This window comes from Sphingomonas sp. PAMC26645 (assembly GCF_004795835.1).
Classification (GTDB): domain Bacteria; phylum Pseudomonadota; class Alphaproteobacteria; order Sphingomonadales; family Sphingomonadaceae; genus Sphingomonas.
Window position 1 is genome coordinate 2,424,357 of sequence record NZ_CP039249.1, and the last position, 21,573, is coordinate 2,445,929.

General features: G+C 65.6%; 21 protein-coding genes. 5 read left to right on the top strand and 16 right to left on the bottom strand.

Annotated features, from left to right (window positions below; all coding sequences use genetic code 11):
* Positions 1-382 precede the first annotated feature (382 nt).
* Together E5673_RS11310 and E5673_RS11315 are read left to right on the top strand one after the other, a co-directional pair.
* Positions 383-2,161, top strand: coding sequence for a DUF885 domain-containing protein (locus E5673_RS11310; RefSeq protein WP_247599349.1), 1,779 nt, complete (start codon positions 383-385; stop codon positions 2,159-2,161).
* Between the two features lie 263 nt (positions 2,162-2,424).
* Complete coding sequence (locus E5673_RS11315) at positions 2,425-3,732, top strand: glycosyltransferase (RefSeq protein ID WP_247599350.1); 1,308 nt, start codon at positions 2,425-2,427, stop codon at positions 3,730-3,732.
* Here the strand turns inward: E5673_RS11315 and E5673_RS11320 are convergent.
* A complete protein-coding gene (locus E5673_RS11320; RefSeq protein WP_168711612.1) occupies positions 3,680-4,543 on the bottom strand; it encodes a phosphatase PAP2 family protein in 864 nt (287 codons plus the stop codon). The two genes, E5673_RS11315 and E5673_RS11320, sit on opposite strands and share 53 nt — an antisense overlap.
* A 299-nt stretch (positions 4,544-4,842) precedes the next feature.
* Here E5673_RS11320 and E5673_RS11325 point away from each other — a divergent pair, with 299 nt between their 5' ends.
* The 3 genes from E5673_RS11325 to E5673_RS11335 are packed head-to-tail and all read left to right on the top strand — an operon-like array spanning position 4,843 to position 6,907.
* Positions 4,843-5,370, top strand: coding sequence for a sterol desaturase family protein (locus E5673_RS11325; protein ID WP_107953011.1), 528 nt, complete (start codon positions 4,843-4,845; stop codon positions 5,368-5,370).
* A gap of 2 nt (positions 5,371-5,372) precedes the next feature.
* The gene (locus E5673_RS11330) at positions 5,373-6,149 is read left to right on the top strand and encodes a fatty acid desaturase (protein WP_247599351.1); all 777 of its coding nucleotides are present in this window, start codon (positions 5,373-5,375) and stop codon (positions 6,147-6,149) included.
* Positions 6,146-6,907: a sterol desaturase family protein gene (locus E5673_RS11335; RefSeq protein WP_136190082.1), complete on the top strand. Its 762-nt coding sequence runs from the start codon at positions 6,146-6,148 to the stop codon at positions 6,905-6,907. The genes E5673_RS11330 and E5673_RS11335 overlap by 4 nt, the downstream gene beginning before the upstream one ends.
* Before the next feature lie 39 nt (positions 6,908-6,946).
* Here E5673_RS11335 and E5673_RS11340 read toward each other — a convergent pair whose 3' ends face one another.
* The 15 genes from E5673_RS11340 to E5673_RS11410 form a co-directional block, all read right to left on the bottom strand.
* Complete coding sequence (locus E5673_RS11340; protein WP_136190083.1) at positions 6,947-7,822, bottom strand: SDR family oxidoreductase; 876 nt, start codon at positions 7,820-7,822, stop codon at positions 6,947-6,949.
* Positions 7,823-7,932: 110 nt separating this feature from the next.
* The gene (locus tag E5673_RS11345) at positions 7,933-8,253 is read right to left on the bottom strand and encodes an HNH endonuclease (RefSeq protein WP_136191471.1); all 321 of its coding nucleotides are present in this window, start codon (positions 8,251-8,253) and stop codon (positions 7,933-7,935) included.
* A gap of 69 nt (positions 8,254-8,322) precedes the next feature.
* Positions 8,323-9,246, bottom strand: a complete 924-nt coding sequence (locus E5673_RS11350; RefSeq protein ID WP_247599352.1) for a glycosyltransferase family 2 protein — start codon at positions 9,244-9,246, stop codon at positions 8,323-8,325.
* Entirely contained in the window at positions 9,243-10,175 is a 933-nt protein-coding gene (locus E5673_RS11355) for a polysaccharide pyruvyl transferase family protein (protein WP_136190084.1), read from the bottom strand. The genes E5673_RS11350 and E5673_RS11355 overlap by 4 nt, the downstream gene beginning before the upstream one ends.
* Entirely contained in the window at positions 10,172-11,245 is a 1,074-nt protein-coding gene (locus E5673_RS11360) for a glycosyltransferase (protein WP_136190085.1), read from the bottom strand. Before E5673_RS11360 ends, E5673_RS11355 begins: the two co-directional genes overlap by 4 nt.
* The gene (locus tag E5673_RS11365) at positions 11,242-12,171 is read right to left on the bottom strand and encodes a galactosyltransferase-related protein (RefSeq protein ID WP_136190086.1); all 930 of its coding nucleotides are present in this window, start codon (positions 12,169-12,171) and stop codon (positions 11,242-11,244) included. The genes E5673_RS11360 and E5673_RS11365 overlap by 4 nt, the downstream gene beginning before the upstream one ends.
* A gap of 51 nt (positions 12,172-12,222) precedes the next feature.
* Positions 12,223-12,918, bottom strand: a complete 696-nt coding sequence (locus tag E5673_RS11370; protein WP_136190087.1) for a PIG-L family deacetylase — start codon at positions 12,916-12,918, stop codon at positions 12,223-12,225.
* 7 nt (positions 12,919-12,925) lie between these two features.
* Positions 12,926-14,086 (bottom strand): glycosyltransferase family 4 protein, encoded by a 1,161-nt coding sequence (locus tag E5673_RS11375; protein ID WP_247599353.1) that lies wholly within the window; start codon positions 14,084-14,086, stop codon positions 12,926-12,928.
* A gap of 47 nt (positions 14,087-14,133) precedes the next feature.
* Positions 14,134-14,964, bottom strand: a complete 831-nt coding sequence (locus tag E5673_RS11380) for a sugar phosphate isomerase/epimerase family protein (protein ID WP_136190089.1) — start codon at positions 14,962-14,964, stop codon at positions 14,134-14,136.
* Positions 14,961-16,481: a YcaO-like family protein gene (locus E5673_RS11385; protein ID WP_136190090.1), complete on the bottom strand. Its 1,521-nt coding sequence runs from the start codon at positions 16,479-16,481 to the stop codon at positions 14,961-14,963. Before E5673_RS11385 ends, E5673_RS11380 begins: the two co-directional genes overlap by 4 nt.
* Positions 16,478-17,293, bottom strand: coding sequence for a hypothetical protein (locus E5673_RS11390; protein WP_136190091.1), 816 nt, complete (start codon positions 17,291-17,293; stop codon positions 16,478-16,480). Before E5673_RS11390 ends, E5673_RS11385 begins: the two co-directional genes overlap by 4 nt.
* Positions 17,284-18,279, bottom strand: coding sequence for a Gfo/Idh/MocA family oxidoreductase (locus E5673_RS11395; RefSeq protein ID WP_136191473.1), 996 nt, complete (start codon positions 18,277-18,279; stop codon positions 17,284-17,286). The genes E5673_RS11390 and E5673_RS11395 overlap by 10 nt, the downstream gene beginning before the upstream one ends.
* Before the next feature lie 2 nt (positions 18,280-18,281).
* Positions 18,282-19,481, bottom strand: a complete 1,200-nt coding sequence (locus E5673_RS11400; RefSeq protein WP_136190092.1) for a methyltransferase domain-containing protein — start codon at positions 19,479-19,481, stop codon at positions 18,282-18,284.
* Positions 19,478-20,371 carry an HD domain-containing protein gene (locus tag E5673_RS11405; RefSeq protein ID WP_136190093.1) on the bottom strand — a complete coding sequence of 298 codons (894 nt, stop codon included), beginning with the start codon at positions 20,369-20,371 and terminating at the stop codon, positions 19,478-19,480. Before E5673_RS11405 ends, E5673_RS11400 begins: the two co-directional genes overlap by 4 nt.
* A complete protein-coding gene (locus tag E5673_RS11410) occupies positions 20,368-21,546 on the bottom strand; it encodes an inositol-3-phosphate synthase (protein WP_136190094.1) in 1,179 nt (392 codons plus the stop codon). The genes E5673_RS11405 and E5673_RS11410 overlap by 4 nt, the downstream gene beginning before the upstream one ends.
* Positions 21,547-21,573: the final 27 nt, after the last annotated feature.

Consider the following 21,573-nt stretch of genomic DNA (forward strand, 5'->3'; position numbering starts at 1 on the left):
ACGCGGAACCCGAATCCCATAGTCGCTCTCCCATTTTTATCGTTCTTTTCGTGACGATATCGATAGCGCTACCATAGTACAATAGGTTCTGAACAGGTTTCCCCGGTAACCCGTCTACCGTGAATACTAGCGAAAGTTAGAGTGCCCGGGATCACATGATCGCCGCCATGGGGGCCGTCCAGATGACAGGACTTGGAAGGCATCAGAGGTCTACTGAACATCTCCCCCCAAGGTCATCGCGCGTTGTGAACGATCTCCTGTTCGGCTCCTAGTATTCGGCAGTGTTGATCATTGCGGTGACGCAAAGCGGCGGCTAGCGCTGGTCCGGAACCGATAGAAAGACTCTGGAATGCTTACCAAGCGCGCGTTTGTAGGAATGCTGATGGCGGGCGCCGCTCTGCCGCTGATCGACCCACAGATCGCCATTGCGGCAACCGGGACCGCCGATGACGATGCGCGGCTCCTGCGCTTTCTCGATGCCGCGTTCGATGCGAGTGTCGCACTCAGTCCCGAGACACAGACCAGCCTCGGCCTCAAGACCAACTACGACAGGCTCGACGATTATACCGACGCTGCCGCACAGCGCGCACAAGCTTTGCAGGATGCGCAACTCGCCGACCTGCGACGCAGCTTCTCGGTCGATCGGCTTGGACCCGATGCTCGGCTGAGCTATAGATTGTTCGAAGCGCAGGTCGCCACGGATCGCCGCCAGTTCGCGTTCCGAGACTATGCCTTCCCGGTATCGACGAACGGCAGCCCGGCGGGCAACATCCCGGTTTTCCTCATCAACCAGCACCGCATCGCCACGGTAGCCGACGCTCACGCCTATGTGGCGCGGTTGCGTGATTCCCTGCGCGTCATGCGCGAGGTCGCCGCAACCATGCGCAAACAGGCGGCCAAGGGCATCGTGCCGCCAAAGATGGTTTTCACGCCTGCCCGTGGCGATGCCCGCCAAGTTATCACCGGAGCGCCGTTCGATAGTGGCGCGGACAGCAGCCTGCTCGCCGATTTCAAGGCGAAGGTCGGCAAGCTCGGCGTGTCCGAGGGCATCAAGGCGGCGCTGATCGCGGATGCGGTCGCGGCATTGAAAGGGCCGTTCCGCCAAGGCTTCGACATACTCTTTGCCGCGCTGGACGAGAACGAGCCACTCGCCAAGGGCAATGACGGCGCGTGGAGCCTGCCAGGCGGCGACGCCTATTATCAAGCGCGGCTCGCCTATTACACGACCACCGACATGACTGCGGAGCAGATCCACCAGCTTGGGCTGGATCAGGTACGATCGATCCACGCCGAGATGACGGCGGTGATGAAACGGGCGGGCTTCACCGGATCGTTGCAGGATCTCTTCGTGGCGCTGCGGTCCGATCCGAAATTCAAATACCCCAACACCGATGCTGGCCGTCAACTCTATCTCACCGACGCACGCGCGGCAATCGCGCAGACCATGGCCGCCGCACCTCGCTTCTTTCGCCGACTGCCAAAGGCGCCGCTGGAGGTACGCGCGGTCGAGACGTGGCGACAGGAAACTGCCGCGGTGGCGTTTTACGATCAGCCCGCCCCGAATGGCTCGCGGCCCGGCATCTTCTACGTCAATCTGGCGGACATGACGCAGGTGCAGAAGACTCAGGTCGAGGGGATCGCCCATCACGAAGGCGCGCCGGGGCATCACTTCCAGATTGCTCGCGCACAGGAGCCGACCGGCGTGCCGAAGTTCCGGCGCTTCGGCTATTATGGCGCGTATACCGAAGGCTGGGGCCTGTACTCGGAACGGCTCGCCAAGGAGATGGGCGCCTATCGCGACCCTTATTCGGAACTGGGGATGCTGGCATTGCAAGTGTGGCGCGCGTGTCGCCTGGTGCTCGACACGGGCATGCACGCCAAGCGTTGGAGCCGCGATCAGGCGGTCGCCTATTTCACCCAGAATGCGCCACTCTCGGCACGCGACGTGGTCAAGGAGGTCGACCGTTACATCAACAACCCTGGCCAGGCGACGAGCTACATGATGGGCCAGCAGCGTATATCGGCGCTCCGGCATAAAGCGGAGGCCGCATTGGGCGCGCGCTTCGACATTCGCGATTTTCACGAGGTGGTGCTGGCGCATGGCGCGCTGCCGCTCGGGGTACTGGCGGAACAGGTCGATGCTTGGATCGGGGTGGCCTGAGACCTACGCCAAGGCTACCACGCGACGAGGGGCGGATCGACGAACCTCGCCGCTTGGTTAGCAGTCCAAAGGTCAGAATTTGGTGAGGCCAGATCAGCACGCGAGTTCTGGGACGAGTGTCTGAACGCCTGTATTTGAACACGCGTTGACTACGATCAATGGAGCAAGCGTAGTGGGTTACCCCGCAAAATCGAGCTATCGCTGCTCGCCTGCATGCTGATAGTAAGCGGTCAAACGAGACGGCGACGGAAAGCTCCACGGCATTGACGGTCAATCGGCGACACATCGCCATCATCGCGCCGCCAACGGCCGGGCATATCAATCCGCTGGTGGCATTGGGAACTTCGCTCGTCGAAGCAGGGCGTAGAGTCACGATAGTCCATCTGGCCGACGTCGCCTCGCTAGTGCCCAACGGCAGTGTCGGTTTTGCGGCGCTGGACCACCCGGCGGACTGCCAAGGCTTGTTGGCGGCATATAACCGGAAGCTGGCGCAGCCGTCCGGCCCTGTCGGACTTACCAGGATGATCCGCGGCACGGCGTCCGTGACGGAACTGCTATTGCAGGCTCTTCCGGCGGCACTGTCGAGGCTTGGGGTCGATGCGGTACTCGCCGACTCCGTCGAGCCGGCCGGTGCGCTGGTGGCACGACATCTCCGACTGCCGTTCGTGACTGCCGTCACCGGCTTGCCCTTGCTCAGAGAGCCAATGGTCCCGCCACCGTTTCTCGGGTGGGAATATCGTCCCACCGCGGCCGGCCTTCGCCGCAACAATGGTGGGTACGCCGTCAGCGACCTGCTGATGCGGCCGATCGCGAAAGTCGTGTCGTCCTATGCGCGCCGGTGGAAGCTTGACCCCGACCCTAGGCATCAATGGTCGGACCGCCTGCACGTCGCACAATGCCCGGCAGGTCTGGATTTCCCCCGCGCGGCATTGCCACCGAGCTTCCGATACGGCGCGCCGTGGCGGCTGGACGAACCTGACGTCGATCTTCCGGAAGACGACGGCCGACCCCTCATATTCTGTTCGCTGGGGTCATTGCAGGGCGCGCGCCGATCGTTGTTCGCCGCGATGACGGCTGCCTGTGCCGCGGTCGGCGCTCGTGCGGTGGTCGCGCATGGTGGCGGGCTGCGCGAGGCCGAAGTCACTTCGCTACCCGGGAGGCCGCTGGTGCGGGCATTCTGGTTTCAGACACGTATCCTGCCAAAATGTTCGGCGGCGATTTTGCACGGCGGGTTCAACACGGTGCTGGACGCACTGGCCGCCGGCGTTCCGATCGTTGCGGTACCGCTGGCATTCGAACAACCCGCTACCGCCGCGCGACTGAAGCGGATCGGGGCGGCTCGTATCGTATCGCCCGCCGAAGCAGACAAGGGGGAGCTTGAAGCGGCGCTGCGACTCGTGCTGTCGGATCCGTCGTACCGCCAGGCGGCGAATTTGCTCGCCGCTGAAATGGCGGGGGCCGGGGGCGCTGCCGAGGCTGCGGCGCTGGTTGATTCGGCCCTCTTCGACGATGTCGACGCTATGCCGGCAGGGCTGAGTCCATCAGATGGGGAGCCCGCCTGCGCCGCGTGATGTGGCGGCTTGCAATGATGGCAGGTGGTGCGAGGAACAGCCCCATGATGACGTCGGCCCCGTAGTGACCGCCGAAGACCGGTGTCGCGACGATCGTAAGTACGGCCCATACCCGGCCTGGAACCGCAAGCCGTGGCATCGCGCCGAACGCCCATATGAAGATGGTGGCGAGCGTCGCATGGAAACTGGGAAAGCTGACGATTCCCATGAGCATGGTGAGATCGAGCACGCGTAGCGACCCGTCGCGAAGCCCAGAAATCAGCCCCTGTTCGAGCCAGGCTATGGACGGCCAGAGATGCCCGTAGCGCGATGGATCGAACAGATTGCCCATCGCCGGAGTGAGCCCTGAAATCAGTATCGTGACGAAACCGGACAGGATCGCGGCACAGACCATCGTCCTCAGTGTGTCGAATTTCCCCATGCCGCTCAGCGCTACGATGACGACGATCATCTGCAAGGTGAGGCTGTGATACGCCAGTCCAAGCAGCCAAATCAAAGGAGGGGATTTGTCGAGCAACGCCAACACGACCGGCCAGTTGAAACCGATCGCGCGATCAGCGGCGGCTAGGCGGGCATCCCACAACCGTCCTGCGTTTGCTGCCAGGGCATACGCCAGAACGACGCCGAGCACCGTGAACAGCGTCATTTGGAGAAACGCTCGCGCGCCGGCAATGAGGCGCGGCCGCGCGGTGTACTTGCCGATCGCCAGCGCGAGGGCGAGTGCCATCACCGCTGCCATCGCGGGAGCCGCTCGGATCGGATCCACGGTAAAGCGGTGATGATATTGGGCGACGAGGAAGCTCATCAACATGGCCCCGATCAAGACCCAGGAGGGAGTCTCTCGGTGGTCGGCGCGGAACAACGGGGCAATCATACCGGTCGAACGCAGCGTGCCGCCATGCGGTGCCCAAGCAGGTCGATTTCGACCACATTACATGGACATCACGCGATCTAAAGACGACGTGGTCCGGAGCGGAGAATGGCTTCGACGCCACCGGCTCGGGATATTTTGTCGCGCAGCGCCCTCGCATAGCCGGCGGGTAACGGTTATGTGTGCATCATGCTGAATTCGCTGCACCCGTCCACCGTCAATTCGTGCGATCGCGCAAAGTGACCTGGTTCGAGAAACTCGCGATCGTCGTCTTCATGGTGTTGTTCATGGAGTGCTTCGCGTGGGCGGCGCATCGCTATGTCATGCACGGCTGGGGCTGGGGCTGGCACAAGTCGCATCACGAAGATCACGAGGGCTGGTTCGAAAAGAACGACCTGTATGCGGTCGTCTTCGCGATCGTGCCGATCGTGTTGTTCGTCGTCGGGCTCTGGTGGGAGCCGCTGTGGTGGGCAGCGCTCGGCATCACGGTGTACGGCGGCATTTATGCCTTCGTGCACGACATGCTCGTGCATCAGCGCGGCGGCTTCCGCTGGGTGCCCAAACAAGGGTATTTCAAGCGCCTGCTGCAAGCGCACCGCCTGCACCACGCGGTAGAGGGCAAGGACGGTACCGTCAGTCACGGTTTCCTGTTCGCGCGCAAGCCTGCCGTGCTGAAGGCGCAGTTGCGCGCGAACGCCGATCCGCAGCGACGAGCGGTACGTGCTGACAAAGCGGGAAACCTTGTCTCGGCAGATGCAAAGAAGTGAGCGTGACGGTTCGCCAATCGGAGGCGCTGCGGCATCAGACCCGTGTCGGCGTGTCGTTATCCGCCGCGATCGTCGTGGCGTGGCTGGCGATCCACATAACCGGCATTTTCTTCTGGCGTTGGGGCCTGGATACAATTCCTCTGGCCGCCGTGCTGGTCATCGTCCAGACTTGGCTGAGTACCGGATTGTTCATCGTCGCGCATGACTCAATGCACGGTGCGCTGGCGCCCGATCGACCACGGTTGAACCGGGCGATCGGTGCGACCTGCCTCTCGCTCTATGCCTGCCTGTCCTATGCATCCCTGTTGCCGCAGCATCATCTGCATCACAAGGAAACCGGACGAGCGGGGGACCCCGATTTTCACGGTGGCGACCCCAGTCTCGGCGGTTGGTTCCTGCAGTTCTTCAAGACCTATTATTCCCACGGGCAGATCATCCGGATAACCGTGGTCGCGCTGATCTATACGTTGCTGCTCGGGGCACCGCTCGGCAACATCGTCATCTTTTGGGCATTGCCGGCCTTGGGTGCCGTGGCGCAGTTGTTCGTGTTCGGGACGTGGTTGCCGCACCGGGAGCGCGAGACTCCTTTTGTGGACGCTCACCGCGCGCACAGTATCGACGTGGGCCCGATAGTATCGCTGCTGACCTGCTTCCACTTCGGCGGCTATCATCACGAGCACCATCTCTCGCCGGGAACGCCGTGGTGGGGGCTTCCCTCGCGGCGCCGTGCTCTCACGGTGCGAGCAGCCGATTGCAGGGTCGTCGAGGATCAAGCATGACGCTCGCCATCATCTTCTCCGCTGTCGCGATGACCGTCATCGTCGGCGTTCGCTATCTCCTTGTGTCGGGCGCGTTCGCGTGGATCACGGTCCGCAAGCATCCGGGGCTGTACCTCGGGCTGGACCCGCAGGTCCGTCGGGAAATCATCTGGAGCCTGGCGTCCGCAGCGCTCTACGGGATCCCCGCAGGCGTCGTCGCCTGGGGATGGCAGCATCATGGCTGGACCAAGGTATATTCCGATATCCACGCCTATCCGCTCTGGTACCTGCCGGTCTCGGTTTTCCTGTACCTGCTGCTGCATGATACCTGGTTCTACTGGACGCACCGCTGGATGCATCGTCCGAAACCGTTTAAGCTGGCGCACGCGCTGCATCATGCCAGCCGCCCTCCGACGGCATGGGCCGCAATGGCGTTTCACCCGATTGAGGCGCTGACTGGTGCGGTGGTGATTCCGCTGCTGGTGTTCCTCGTCCCGATTCATATCGCTGGTCTTGGCATCGTGCTGACGATCATGACGGTTATGGGAGTGACGAACCATATGGGATGGGAGATTTTTCCGCGTTTCATGTGGTCGGGCCCGCTGGGCGGATGGTTGATCACGGCCAGCCATCATCAGCGGCATCACGAACTTTATGGCTGCAACTATGGCCTGTATTTTCGCCATTGGGACCGGTTGTGCCACACCGACCGCGGCGTCGGGGATTTCACGAAAGAGCATGCGCGCGCGGCGCGTCGCGTCGAAGTGGCGAACTCTTAGCCGTATCAATGGACGGGCGCCGGGGCGCCCGTCCGTTCGTCAGTTGATCGGCACGCCACCGGTGACCGCAATCACCGCGCCGGTCATGTAGCTTCCCTCCGAAGACGCCAGCAAGACATAGGCCGGCGCGAGCTCGGCGGGCTGACCCGCGCGTCCCAGAGGCGTATCCTGTCCAAGCTTCTCCAGTTCCTCCGGCGATTTCGCGATCGGCTGGATCGGCGTCCAGATCGGGCCCGGCGCCACGGCGTTGACGCGAATGCCGTTTGCGACGAGCAGGTTTGAAAGCCCGACCGTCAGGCTGGAGATCGCGCCCTTGGTCGCGGCGTAGACGATCATGCTCTTGGTCGCGACCTTGGCCTGCTCGCTGGTGGTGTTCACGATCGCCGACCCCGGCTTCATGTGCGGCGCCGCGGCCTTCGCCAGACGGATCATCGCGAACACATTGGCGGCGAACGCACCCTGCATCTCGTCGTCGTCGATGCTGTCCAGATCCTCGTTCATCGTCTGCGCTGCGGCGTTGTTGACCAATATATCGATCCCGCCAAGGTCGCTGACGGTGCGCTCGACCAGCGTGACGCAGTGATCCCGGTCGCGAATGTCGCCCGGCAGCAAGACGCATCGCTGTCCAGCCTTTTCCACCCAGGCGCGAGTATCGTCGGCATCCACCTGCTCGACGGCGAGGTACGAGATCGCGACGTCCGCGCCTTCACGTGCATAGGCGATAGCCACCGCCTTGCCGATGCCGGAATCACCGCCGGTGATGAGCGCGACCTTCCCCTTCAGCAGCTCCTTGCCGACATAGCTTTCCTCGCCGTGGTCGGGCTTGGTCTTCATGTTGGAGACAAGCCCGGGGCGCGGCTGCTGCGGTTCACCAGGGAAGCTCGTCGGGTGGCTGGTGCGCGGATCATCGGTCATGGAAAGCGTCCTGCTGTTCGGGTCGCTGAAGGAACGGTCCTCCGATCGTTAAGTGCCGCCTACGTCGAAGTCCGTTGATGATGACCGATCGATCGTCGAGGCCGGTGTACTCAGCGGATATCGGCGCGGCGGGTGGGGGCGTGAAAATCCGCGGGCTTGTCGGCGATCCAGCGCAAGAAGCGACTGATATCCGGGCGTGCTTTCAAGACATCGAGGTCCGCGAACTCCGTCGCCAGATCCTGATTCGAGACGCTGGCATGGATGATACGGTGACAGATCGGATGAACCGGGATGACCTCCGTACCACCCCGGCTTTTCGGAATGCGGTGATGCCATTCCATCTTTCGCCCCAAGGGCCGCTCGCACAGCCCGCATCGCCCGGCATCTTCGGCAGCGATCGTCCGCGCCTCCGCCTCCAATAGTCCTGCCATCCGCTTCACACGTCCGCCCATGGTCCGAATATGGTGAATCGTGGACGAAAGAACAGCAGATACAGCGGTTTATCGGATGAAACGTGACATGTTTCGCCGGAGGGCTATCCACCAGAAGTAGGCGAAGCCCCGGGCCTTATGGCGCAGCCGGAACCAGTAGAACCGCTTGATGCCGGCATGCGTCTTCACAGGCCGCGTCCAGTCGAAGCGAACGGCAAGAATATCCTCGACGATAGCGCGAAGCGCGCGCCGGTCGGAGACGAGATACTTGGCGTACAGCGCGCCGTCGCCGAAGCTGTAGCCCGCCAGCAATCGTGTTTCGTCCTTGATATCCCGGCGCCCGTGATGATGATCGACGACCATCAGCGGGTCGTAGAGTATCGCGACGCCGACGCCTGCTGCACGAAACAGGAAATCCGTATCCTCGGCGGAAATGAACGGAGCTCCGGCCCCGAACCGTTCGTCGAAGCGTCCCGTCAACCGCAGGACATCCGCGGTGAACGCCAGATTTGCCCCCATGATGAACCCGCCCGGAAACCCGCGCGACGGTGCGACCATGGCATGGTCCTCGAGCTTGATCGTGACGGGCAAATCGGCCGGGTTGCCGAGCAGGATGCGACCGCCGATGATCGCCGGCCGGCTGGCTCGTCCGAATGCCGCGCAGAGGGCAGCGAAATAGTCTTGACGCAGGACGCAGTCGTCGTCTGTCATCGCGATGATGCGCCCGGTGCAGTGCGCGAGCCCGGCGTTGCGCGCGCGGGCGAGCCCGGGGTGCGGTTCGTAGACGAGGTGGACCGGGAAAGTCTGCTGCGCGCCCCATTCCGCCAGTCGCCGCGGCGTGCTGTCGACCGAGCCATTGTCGACCAGGACGACCTCCACGGTCGTATTTCTGGCATACGCTGCCGCACGCTCCACGGACTCCAGCGTAGCCGCCAGCGAGCCGGCGCGATTGCGCGTGCAGACGAGCAGGCTGACGTCCATGGCGGCAGTCACCGCGCGCCGGCGAGCTGCTTGGCAAGAACCACGGCGTGTTCGATCGTCGTGGCCCTCGTCACGATCGCGTCTGGGGCAGGCCAAGCGTCGAGATACGCGGCGATCTTGCCGTAGTCATTGTCGAGAACGACGTGCGGAATACCGAGCAGGTCGGCGAGGATGTGGCCGTGGAGCCGGTCCGTCACGACGACCCGCCCCTGCGCGAGCAACCGCAGCCCACGGTCGACGCGTGCGACCGCTTGAGCTTCACGTGCTTTGGCGTCGATCCCGACCGGTAGATCGGCATCGTCCTCCAGCCAGTCGACGACGGTCGCTGGATCGGCCAGCGATATCGCATAGCCTTGCCGTTCGTCGTCGGTGCGCATCAGCATCAGCACGTCACATTGGGCCGCGTCGCGAGATTGCTTGCCGAGCGCATACGCCGAATCCGGGGCGAGGTGTGACGGGCAGGCCAGATGCTTGCGCGCGAAGTCCAGGCTGCGCGTATCGCGGACGTACAGGACGAAATCCGGATGGTCTGCGACGAGCGCGGCGAACCGATCGACCTCCGACGGCACGCGAAAATGGATCGATTGCGGTAGCTGAACAACCGGTCGATCGCGGACCCTTGCTAGGATGTCCTCGCGGAACCGCTGGTGATGCGGCCAGATGTCGCCGAGATTTCCGCCGCCATGCAGGAACAGCACGCCGTCGGGGCAGGCACTACGAAAGGCATCGAGATCGAAATCGTGCCAGGTCGAAACGTAGCACGGATCGCGCTCTGTTATCTCCCGCAGCATCGCCAGTTCGCCGAGCCAGATCGCGCTGTCGCCGACGTTCGCATGATCCGGAAAGTCGACCAGCGCATAGCGCGAACCAAGCTCAACATGCGTCCGGTATAGTGCGGTGAGCAGTGCGCGCTGCTCTCCCAAATGGTCGCTGTTCGTCATGCGACCCGCCCTTGTTCGTGACCGACCAGGTCACGGTAAAGGTCCTCGCATCGATCGAGCCACCGATCACGGGTAAAGGCCGTCTCGACCCGATCGCGTTGCGCGGCGCGGGGACGTTGAATAGCCGCAGTGATCGCGTCGGCGAGCGCCGGAACATCACCGGGCGGCGCGAAACACCCCGTCTCGCCGATGACTTCTCGCAGCGCGCCGCGGTCGAACGCTGCTACCGGCAGGCCGCAGGCCATCGCCTCAACCGCGACCAGCCCGAATGGTTCGTCCCAGCACGGCGTGAACACGAACACCGAGGCGTGCCCCATCTCCGCCGCCAGCGCCGATGCATCCAGATGCCCGCCATATCGGATGCTGCCGTCCAGCAGCGGGGCGACGTCGGTGTCCCAATAGTCGCGATCCTCGATCGGTCCGAACAGCGTAATTGGGACGCCGGCCAGCCGCGCCGCCTGCGCTGCCAGATGCGGCGCCTTGTCCGGCGTCATCCTTCCGCACCAGACTGCGCTGCCGTTGCCTTGGGCGACGAACGGCCACGCGGCGAGGTCGATGCCATTGTGCAGCAACGAGGCTTCGCGTGGCGGGCCATCCGGCCACCAGGCGGCGAGCTGGTGTGCCGAGGTCGCGGTCAGGCGGTGGGTCGGCGTGACGCTGGCGTGCACGAACCAGCGCAGCGCGTCGTAGGGCGGGACGTGCAGCGACGTGACGGTCGGGACCGCCGCGGTCCGCGCCGGCTCGAGCGGGAAGCGGTGCAGGCTGTTATTGTGCACCACGTCGAAACCACCGGCGGCGATCCGGTCGCAGGCAGCGGCATAGCCGTCGTCGAGATGCGCGATCAGCGGCGCGAAACCACGGTGCTCGGCCCCCGGAAAGGTGCGTTCGTAATGCTCGGGGATCACGGCATCGATCGTAAATCGCGGATCGCTGTCCCCTGAAGCGAACAGCACCACGTCATGGCCGCGCGCCTGGAGACCCGCTGCCAGATGCCAGCATTGCGATTCCATCCCGCCAGCAAAGGGTTGGGCAATCGGCTGGCGGACATGGCAGAGGACCGCGATCCTCATTCGGCCGCCGCCGCTCTCTCGCTTGCGGCCAGCCGGTCTTCGAGCAGGCGAATAACGGTCGCGGTATTGGCATAGGGCTGATGGCTCTGCTGCCCGGTCAGCGCGAGATCGGCGGCGTCGGGGCGGCGGAGGATGCGGATCGGCCGACCCGGGGTCGGGTCGATCAGGCCCATCAGGCGGAAGGCCTGAAGCCAATGACCCATCGTAAGATAGCCCCATTTGGTCTCGAACAGCTCGGCATTGCGCACGACGCTGTCGAGATGATGCACCGGCGGCATGTGGTGCGGATGATATTGGTGATAGGCCAGACCGCCCTTGATCCACGCGATCTGCACGCCGGCCTCGTCGAGCGCCTTGCCGAAATCGGTGTCCTCGCCGCCATAGCCGACATAGCGCTCGTCGAACCCGCCGAGACCGAGGAACGTCGTCCGCCGCATCGCGAAGTTGAGCGACCAGAAACAGCGATAGTCGGTGCAGATCTCGATCCCCTGCGGCGGGGGACCGCGGCGGTCCGAATGCTTTACCGCGATCTCGGCGAACCGGTCATACTGCCAGTCGCCATCGGTCGCGCCACCCGGCAGGTACAGAACCTCGCCCATCAGCAGTCCGTCGAACGTGTCGAGGAACCCGGCATAATCGGCCAGCAGCGTGGGCGTCGGGATACAGTCCATGTCGAGGAAGACGATGACGTCGCCGGTCGCTGCGCGGGCGGCGACGTTACGTGCGGAGGCGAGGGGCAGGGCGTCGGCGACAACCTGCATCTGGCGGATCGGGAACGGCGCCTCGGGCAGGTCGTACAGGTCGTCCTGCATCACCGCGACGATCAGTTCGGTCGGCATCAGCGTCTGGCGCATCAGCCCGCGGACGACGTTGACGAGATGGTCTGGACGCCCCTTGCCCAGGGTAACGACGGAAACTTCGGTCATGATGATGGCTCTGCTTGGATTTGGGGACGCGCGGCGGTGTTGGCCGGTCGATCAGAACGCTTGAAGGGGGTAAAAACGTTCCTCGGTGATCCGTTCGGTCCGCTCGGTCATCGCTTCGACCCCACCGAACTGGAAGCCGAGTTGCGACGTGTACGCGGCACAGGCAGCGATCCGCCGCGCGCGTGTCTCGGACGTGAGGTATTCGATCACCGCGGGCATGGCGGCAACCCGGTCTTCGCGATCGGCATAAGGCCAGTCTTCCCACAGCAATACGGTATGATCGGCACAGGATCGCCGGATCGCTTCCAGAACGACGTGATGGTCGACATGGTTGCCGAGGCACACTGGCCCGAGGACGAGATCAGGCTGTTCCGCCGCGAGAAGTTCGGTTAGCGCCGCTGCGACATCGTCGACGATCCGGTCGTCGGGCAACCGTGCCGCGAACAGCATCTTTGCCGAGGTGTACCTACGATGCGGAGCCTCCAGGAATGGCAAATGGATCGCGCGCGCGCCAAGGGCTTCGCAGGCCGCGTGGTCTTCGGCACGACGCAAAGCCATGTAGTCGACGTCCGCGCCAAGCCCCTTGTCGAGCTGGCACGCGAGCGCGAACCCGGTCGGCTGTGCGACGTTGCCGGTAAAGCACGTCGCGACGGTGACATCCCAGCCCTGGTCGACGCGCGACGCCAGCAGCCCGCCGGCGGAGAAGGCGGCATCGTCCAGATGCGGCGATATCGCGAGCAGCTTCATTGGTCGGTCACAGCAGATGCGGTTCGCTGCGGAAGCGGCAGGGCGTGATCGGCAGGTCTGTATCGAAGGCGGCTTGCGGCTGGCTACGCAGGTCGCGGTAGATCCCGACGATCTGTTGCCCGACCGCGTCCCAGCTATACACTCGGCGGCATTCTTCCAGCGCAGCGGTCGCCAAGCGCGTGCGCAGGCTCGTATCGGTGATGACGCGGGTCAGCGAAGCAGCCAGCGCAGGTACGTCGCCGGGATCGGTCAGCACACCGTTCTCGCCGTCGCGGACGCAGTCGACGACACCGACGGCGTGGCACGAGACGACGGCAAGGCCGCACGCCATCGCCTCGAGGATCGTGTTCGAGAACCCCTCGGCGTAGGTCGGCGACACGAACACGTCGTGTGCGCGGTAGAGTTCGGGGACCGCGTCATAATCCGCATAGCCGCTGAACGTCACGCGGTCGGTCAGCCCGAGTTCGGTCGCGAGCGCCTGCGCGGGGTCGACGTCGGGGCCGATGCCCGAGATGGTGGCGTGCCAGTCGCCGTGCACCTCCGGTAGCGCCTGGAGAAAGTCGAGCACGCCTTTGCGGCGGTCGACGCGGCCGTGATAGAGCAAGCGGACCGGACCTTCGGGCGCTGCCTTGGATGCCGGCGTGAAATGGTCGGTATCGACGGCACCCGGAACGATCGTGAACCTGTCTAGCGGTGTGCCGAGCCGGTCGTGAACTTCGCCGGCGAAGCTGTTGCCGCCGATCAGCAGCGCGCCGGCACGATCGAGCACGCGGACCATCGCGAGCCGGTGCGTTTCGCAGCACGAGCCGACCCAATGCCCGTCGCCGCCCTGGATCGACACGACGCAGGGCAGGCCTAGGCGGTGGGCCGCGATCATCGTCGCCCAGCCGGTCGGATAACCATATTGTGCGTGGAGCATATCGAACGGGTTCACGGCATGGTCACGTGCGATGGCCTCGACCATAGCGTCGATATCGCGTTCGAAATCGCCGCCATCCTGTTCGCCCAGTGCTTCGAGGCCGACGACGCGCACGCCCGGTACCGGGGGCGGGGGGCCGCCGCCATAGACGCGCACGCGCGCGGGATCGCCGTAATATTGGCTGATCATCGTCACGTCGTGGCCCGCCGCGACGAGCTGACGCAACAGGTTGATCGCGTAAATCGACATGCCCGATATCGCTGGGAAGAAGCGGCGCGAGACGAAGCAGATCCTCATCAGGCAAGTGCCGCACGAAGATAGGCGATCGATTCCGGAATGGCCTGATGCGCGCGGGGGCTCTCGCGCGATAGTTCGACGCAGACCAGTTTGTCGAAGCCGATCGATTTCAGCGCGGTGAGGATGGCGGGAATCTCCATGTCGCCTTGGCCGAACGGGAGGTGCGTATGGTCGCCGCGGCGCATGTCCTCGACCGCGACGGTGCCGAGACGATCGGCATAGGCGTGCACCGCGGCGTCGGGGGCGATATCCTGCGTGACGAGGCAGTGGCCTGTGTCGAGCGCTAGCCGCAGGTCCGGGTGGCGGATCGCGAGCCGCGCATAGTCCGCGACGGTCTCGATCAGCATGCCGGGCTCGGGCTCGAGGCTGACGGGGATGCCGGTGCGAGTTGCATGTTCGACAACCTTGCCGAGCCCCGCATCGAGCCAGTCGAGCGCGTCTCCATGCGCGACACCGGCCTTTGGCACGCCGGCCCAGAACGACACGGTCTCGGCGTTCAGGATCGCCGCAATCTCCAGCGCGCGGGCGAGGAAAGCAACGCGGCGGTCGCGACCCGCGGGGTCGGCCGTGACCAGTGTCGGTTCATGCTTGTCGCGCGGGTCGAGTAAATAGCGCGCGCCGGTTTCGATCACCGACCCCAGCCCGAGCGACCGCAGCAGCGCGCCGACCCGCTCCGCGTGCCGCGCCCAATCGTCGGCGAAGGGATCGAGGTGGTGATGATCCAGCGTCAGCGCGACGCCGTCGTAACCCGCGTCGGCGATCAGATGCAGCGCATCGTCGAGCCGGTGGTTGGCCGCGCCGTTGGTGTTGTACGCGAAACGGAGCGTCATCGTGCCGCCTCCGTTTCGAGTCCCTGGTCGGACCAGGCGACGTGGTGCGCTTCGGGCTCGCGGTAGAGCGGATAAAGCGGGCCGACAATTTCGTCCGCGAGTACGGTATCGAAGAACGGCTGGCCGCCGAGCCGCGCGACTGCTTCCTCCGTGAGGCGAACGGGCCGGCGGGATGCGCTTTCTTCGCCGCCGAAGCTGATCATCGGGCTGTCGAGCGCGACCAACTTGGCTACGTTGCGCTCGCCGATCCGGTAATAGCTCATCGTCTCGACCTCCATGCCGGGCACGATCACCTTGACGACCGCGACGCTGGCATCCGCGGGGGACATGTCGACGTAGAGGATGTCGAAGCCGGCCGCCTCGACCGCCTCCCTTGCCAGTCGCCCGCGGGCACGCGCATCGGGCACGTCCGCGCGAGGCAGGTCGGCAAAGGCGCGGCGGCTGCGCTCGGACAGCATCGTGTCGGCGAGCCATGCGCGCAGCGTCGCGGCGTCGACATCGGTCCAGCGCTGCATCTCGGTGAAGGCGCGACCGTCGCTCGATTTCGCGGCACCACTGGCCTGCGCCATGAACCGGTCTATATAGCCGCGTGGCGCTATCGTCTCGGCAAGCGCCATCGGGCCGTGTGCGAACGCCTTGCGCGCGCGGCTGGCGGCGTATTCGGCGATCGCCTTGGCCAGCGCCTGCACCGCGTCGGGATGCGCTGCCTCGCCGCACGCCGTCGCCATGATCGGCACTGCTGGCTCGCGCGCATCGACACCGACGCAATAGACGTTGGCAAGGCCGAACTCGTCGGTCGCGAACTTGGGGATCACGCGGACGTCGGCGGCGGCGAACCGGTTGATCAGGTCGCCGATCTCGGCGGGCAGGCTTTCGGGGAGGTCGATCGCGACGCCGCGGTCGAGCGCGCGGAACAGCAGGCCGTTGCCGTCACGCTGGAGGATCTCGCACAGGCCGTGGCCGATCGCCCAGTCGAGGTCCGGCCCCGCGCCCATCCCGTTGGAGATTATCGTCGTGAACGGCACGTAGCCGGGCGCCAGTTCCTTCGCCGAATAGGCGGCGAGGTCGATTGGCACGAGGACGCTCGAACCGTCCGCCCAACGCCTGGCCTCGACCCAATCGAGCGGCGTTTCGCGGCCGACCGGGGAGCCGGCGGGAAGGCACAGCGTCAGCGGATCGGCGATCCCACGCTCGCCGCGTCCGCGGACGAGGTCGGCATAGCTGCCGTGCGTCTTGCCGCGCGCCGACAGGGTGAGCGTCGGCCAAACCATCTCGGCAATTTCGCCCAAGGCACCCAGGATCGCGGCCTCGTCGGTCGCGCCATAGCCGACGCCGTACGGCATGATGCCGTCGAGGTCCGTGGTCTCCGGGAACAACGCGACTACCCAGACCGGGATGCCGACGCGGTCGATGCCGTCGATCGGAAACGCGACGATGTCGCCGGCGGGGAAGGCGTCGAGATAGAGGTGACAGGCTGCGCCGAGTTGCTCGGGAAGACCGGTAATGGTGCGGGTCATAGCGGAATCCTCTTCACGCCCGGCGCACGGGCCAGCGCCTCGTCGAGCACGGCGACAGCGACGTCGCGACCGACTTCGGGGGCATATTCGAACGGGGTCAGGACGGCGTCGAACGCGAGCGGTGCGATCACGTCGCGGTACTGGCGGATCTCGCCATGCGTTAGCGGGATGTCCTTGTGGAACGCCTTGTGGCTCGAGATCGCGTGGCTGACGCCCGCCGCGTCCTGGTCGATCTTGAACATGTCACCGCAGAACAGGCGCTTGCCGACCGCATCGTGGAGTGCCGCCTGGCCTTCGTAATGGACGCCGACGTGATGCAACGTATAGCCTGGGGCGATCTCCAGCACGTCGTCATACGGCGTCGTGACGCGGAACGCCTTGGTCATGCCGAGGTCGTCCTTGTGGATCGCGAGCATCTCAGGGGTGCAGTCGCGCTGGAGCTGGAACAGCGCGCCATAGCCATGCGCATGACTGGCCGCGAGATAGCGGATGCCGCCTAGCCGTTCGATCTGTTCGAGCATCGCGGGGGAGTAATAGGGCGCGGCTTCGAACGCGATGTTGCCGCCTTCGCGCACGATCAGCCAGCCGGTGCCGCCGAGCCCCAGATGCGGCGTTGTGGTGAAGGCCCAGAGATCATCGGCAACCTGTCGCCAACTGCCGTCATGACTTGCGGCAACGTCGTGCTCGGGGAGGAAACACCAGCCATCCTCGGGCAAGTCGTTGCGCGTATCGTTGCAGACCGGGCAATCAGCGGGCGCGAAATGTCGTTGCCAGAAGCCGCAATGCGCGCAGGCATACCAGCTCAGAGGCATGATCGCGCCTCGGTATAGGCGGTGTCGAAAAGGCGCATGAGCGACAGGTCCCTGTGAATCGAGAAATCATGCGCGTCGCCGCGGACGGCGGCGGCGAACGCGGCGGCCTGCGCGGTGAATGGCGACAGCGCGGCATCGAAGGGCAGGGCGGCTTCCTCCCCGGTGCGGGCGCAACGGCGGATCACGGTGCCGCCCTTGGTCTGGCCCATCGTGTCGGTCGCGACGAGCAGGCCGTCCTCGCCCAGGATCTCGAGCCGGCGGCGGGGCAGCACCTCGGGGCAGTTATAGGCGACATGGCTTTGCACCAGGATGCCGCCAGCGGTGCGACCCGACAGGATGCCGCCATCGTCGACCGGATAGTCGTGGATGCGCCGCTGCAGGTCGATGTGCAGGCGCGCGAGCGGTTCGTCGACCAGCATCGCCGCGAGATCGAGGCCGTGGAGCGCGAGGTCGATGACTGCGCCGCCGCCCGCGGCCGCTGGATCGGCGCGCCAGTTGCAGCCGCCGCCTTCGCTGGAAGGCGACCACGTCGGATCGACCCAGCAGGCGTAGACGATCCGTACCGCGATCGGTCGGCCGATCGCCCCGTCGCGAATCGCCTGCGCCATTGCGCGGTGAGCAGGGTGGTGACGCTGGTCGAACGCGGTACCGTAGAGATGTCCCGTAACCGCCGCGCCGATCGTCTCGGCATCGTCCAGCGTTGCGGCGATCGGCTTTTCGCACAGCACCGGCACGCCCGCCGCAACGGCCGCGCGGACCGGGTCGGCGTGAAGATTGTTGGGCGTGGCGACGTAGAGGCAGTCGAGCGCGGCATCGGCCAGCATCGCCTCGGCGGTATCGTAGGCGAGGATGCCGCCGGACATCGCGCTGGCCTGCGCCATCGGCGAGGGGTCGGCAATCGCGACCAGCGTCCCGCCCGCCGCGGCAATGCCGGGCGCCATATAATCGCGTGCGACCCAGCCGAAGCCGACGATGCCCCAGCGCATGCTCACCACCGCGCCGGCAGGTCGAGGACGCGACGATTTCGCGCCGCATCGCCGGAGTCCGCGAGCCATGTGGCAGCCTCACCATATTCCGCGCGGTAGCGATCGGAGGGCCAGCGCGGCGCTTCGCCATCGAGCAAAGGGTTCGGTTGCAGGACCGCATCGACGACCGGCATCACCAGCCCGCTGGTAAGCGCACGCGCAGCGCCGCCGTTCGCCTCGACGCCGTCCGCCTCGACGCCGTCCGCCTCGACGCCGTCCGCCTCGACGCCGTCCGCCTCGACGCCGTCCGCCTCGACGCCGTCCGCCTCGACGCCGTCCGCCTCGACGATCGACCACGCCTCGATCGCCGGATCGTCGGACCACGCGGTCGCCACAGGCGAATCCGCCGCAAGCAACGCACGGCGCAACTCGCGCTCATCATAGACGACGGCATCGGGGAACAGCGTCGCCCACTCGGTCCCTGCGCGTGCCGGTCCCATTGCCCCGCCAGAGACGGCGGCGTTGTGGAGATGGCTTACCGAAAGCACGCCGCCGGGTGCGACGGCTTCGCGCAACAGCCCGGCGATCCGCGGCTGGTCGGGCAGGAAATAGAAGGCGTCGTGACATGCGACCAAGTAAAACTTCCGCGTTTCGATTGGCCACAGCGCGGCAGCGTCGAACACGACATACTCCGCGGCCGGTGCGACCCAGTGCTTTGCGAGCCAGCATTTCGAGAACACGACGTCTGCGCCGACGCACGCGACGCCTCGCGCTGCCAGCTCGCGGAGATAGTGGCCGATGCCGCACGCCAACTCGAACCCGGTCCCGGGCTGCCGCCAATGCGCCTCGACCAGCGCGAGCCCGGCGAGGTACGTCGGATCGCTCCAGCGATGCGCGAAGTAATCCGCCACGGGCCCCATCCGGAGCAACCCCATTGCCGCGCGCAACGACAGCGTGTCACGCTCGCGCACCAACTGCTTCAGCTCGCCGAGATCGGTCGCGGGGCCCGTCCACCACGCATCCTGATCGGTCAGCAACGCAACCAGCGCATCGTCCGGGCAGCCTGCGTCGAGATGGTCGAGCGCCACCGCCACCAGCCCCTCGCTGTCGGTCCGCAGATAGGGGATCCCATCGACCACCGGCCAGCGCTCTCCGACCGCGGCGAGCGAATGCGGCGTGTCGGCGACGAGTGGCCGTCCGGTGACGGGCGAGCGGTAGGTCACAACAGGCCGACGTCCGCCAGCACGCGGTCGTGGAACGTCTTGATCGGGCCGGCATGGACGAGTTCGTAGGTGTGCAGCACGGCGTCCATCGTCGCCGAGGCGGCGCGCGTGTGCTGTTCGATCTCCAGCACCCGGTCGAGCACGTCGGCTGCATGGAATGCGCGCGCCGCCGGCGTCGTGTCGCTGGCGATCGGCGCGATCGCCGCGCGAACCTGCGCCGCGACCGCCGGATCGAGCATCGCCATCGCCTGCTCGCGCGCGGCGTCGATCACCCGGTCGAGCAGGTCGCCGAGCAGCACTTCGCCGGTGAACCCCGCATCGGGCATCGCCGCATTGTGGAAATGATGCGCCATCGACGCGAGGAACACCTCCGCCGGATCGGCGCCGTAACCGGGCGCCGCGAGCACGCCATACACCGCGACGATCAAGCAGTGCTCGGCATGGTTCTCCGGCGGCTGGAGCAGCAGGCGTGGCCGACCCGGGCAGGTGACGCCCGCGCGCGGTTGTGTCGCGAGCTGCATGACGAACCGCGGCACCGGCCCCGCCGCCGGTGCGCCCTCCGGCAGTGCACGGCGAAGGTCCGCCGCGAGCGCCGGGTCGAGCAGCACTGCCACCTCATCGAACCCGCGTTCCAGCACGGCGCAAGCTTCCGCACCGGACAGACCAAGCTCGGCTAGCGTGGCGCGGTCCAGATCACCCAGTCGTGCCGCGGCGAGCGCGGCCGCGACGGTACGACGCATCACAACCGCGGGATCTTCACCCGCCGCCAGCGCCGCCCACCCGCGCGCGAACAACCGCTCCGCGATCGACCCGTCGCGGTCCGCCGAGCGGATCCGCTTCAGGTCGCCGAGTTCGCGCAGCAGCGGCAGATGCGCCGCATCCAGCGTCACCGGCGGTCGAGCCAGGTGTCGAGGATCAACTGCTGCTCGCCGAACGCGTGGATCGGCTCGCCGCCGTCTGCGGTCTGCGGCATCTTGAAGAAGATCCCCATCTGGTCCTGCACGCCGCCTTCGCCGCGCGTCTGCGCCAGTGCCAGGCAGCGCGCGATCTCGATCGCCAGCGGCGCCGCGAGCACCGAATCCTTACACAGGAAGTTCAGCTTCAGCTGCATCCTCTGGCCGAGGAAGCCGGTGAGGTCGATGTTGTCCCACGCTTCTTTGTTGTCGCCGCGCGGCTTGTAATAATGGATCATGATGATGTGATCCTCGACCGGATAGCCGAGGATCTGGTCGAGCACCGACTTCTTGGTGTCGACCTTGGAGGCGAGGCTCTTGGGATCGTCGAGCGCGAGCCCGTCCGAATTGCCGAGGATGTTGGTCGAGAACCAGCCATCGACATGCAGCGCACGATCGCGCAGCGCAGGCGCGATCACCGTCTTCAACAGCGTCTGCCCGGTCTTGCCGTCCTTGCCGGCGATCGGCACGCCGCGCTGGCGGGCCAGCTCGGCGAGCGGTGCCACGTCGGCGGCGACCGATGGCGTGAAATTGGCATAGGGCGTGTCGCTGGCGATCGCGGCGTAGGCATAGAGCATCGCCGGGCTGATCGCCGCGTCGTCGCTGTCGAGACCGCGTTCGAAGCCCTCGACGCTGGTCAGCGAGTCCGCACCGAGATCGGCCTTGCGCTCGGTCGAGGCGAGATTGATCATCACGACGCGGTCGAGATTCTGCTCGGTCTTGAAGCGCGCGAGATCGTCCTGAATATGCTGGACCGCGGCGCGGTGGCCGGGCGCGGCGATCTTGTTGGCGCCGTCGATGTTCGCACAGAAATCGGTCGAGCCGACGGCGGGCCAGGGCCGCATGTCCGACAGGCTGGACGCCCCGTTGGCGAGCTCGCTCTCGCTCAGCACGCCGTGCTTCAGCGCGGCGGTCGCGAGGTCGTCATGGCTGAGGTCCCAGCCACCGAAATGGAGATCGCGGTATGCCGCCATGCCGTCGACGTCGCGGCTGGCGAGCGGCAGGCCCGACAGGTCGTTCGACCCCGCGCGGATCATCGCGATCCCCGCGGCCGCGGTGGTGGCCACCGCGCCATTCAGTCCGATCACTGCGATCCCGACCCGTTCGCCCATAATTACGTCCTCTCAAAACTGAGCGCG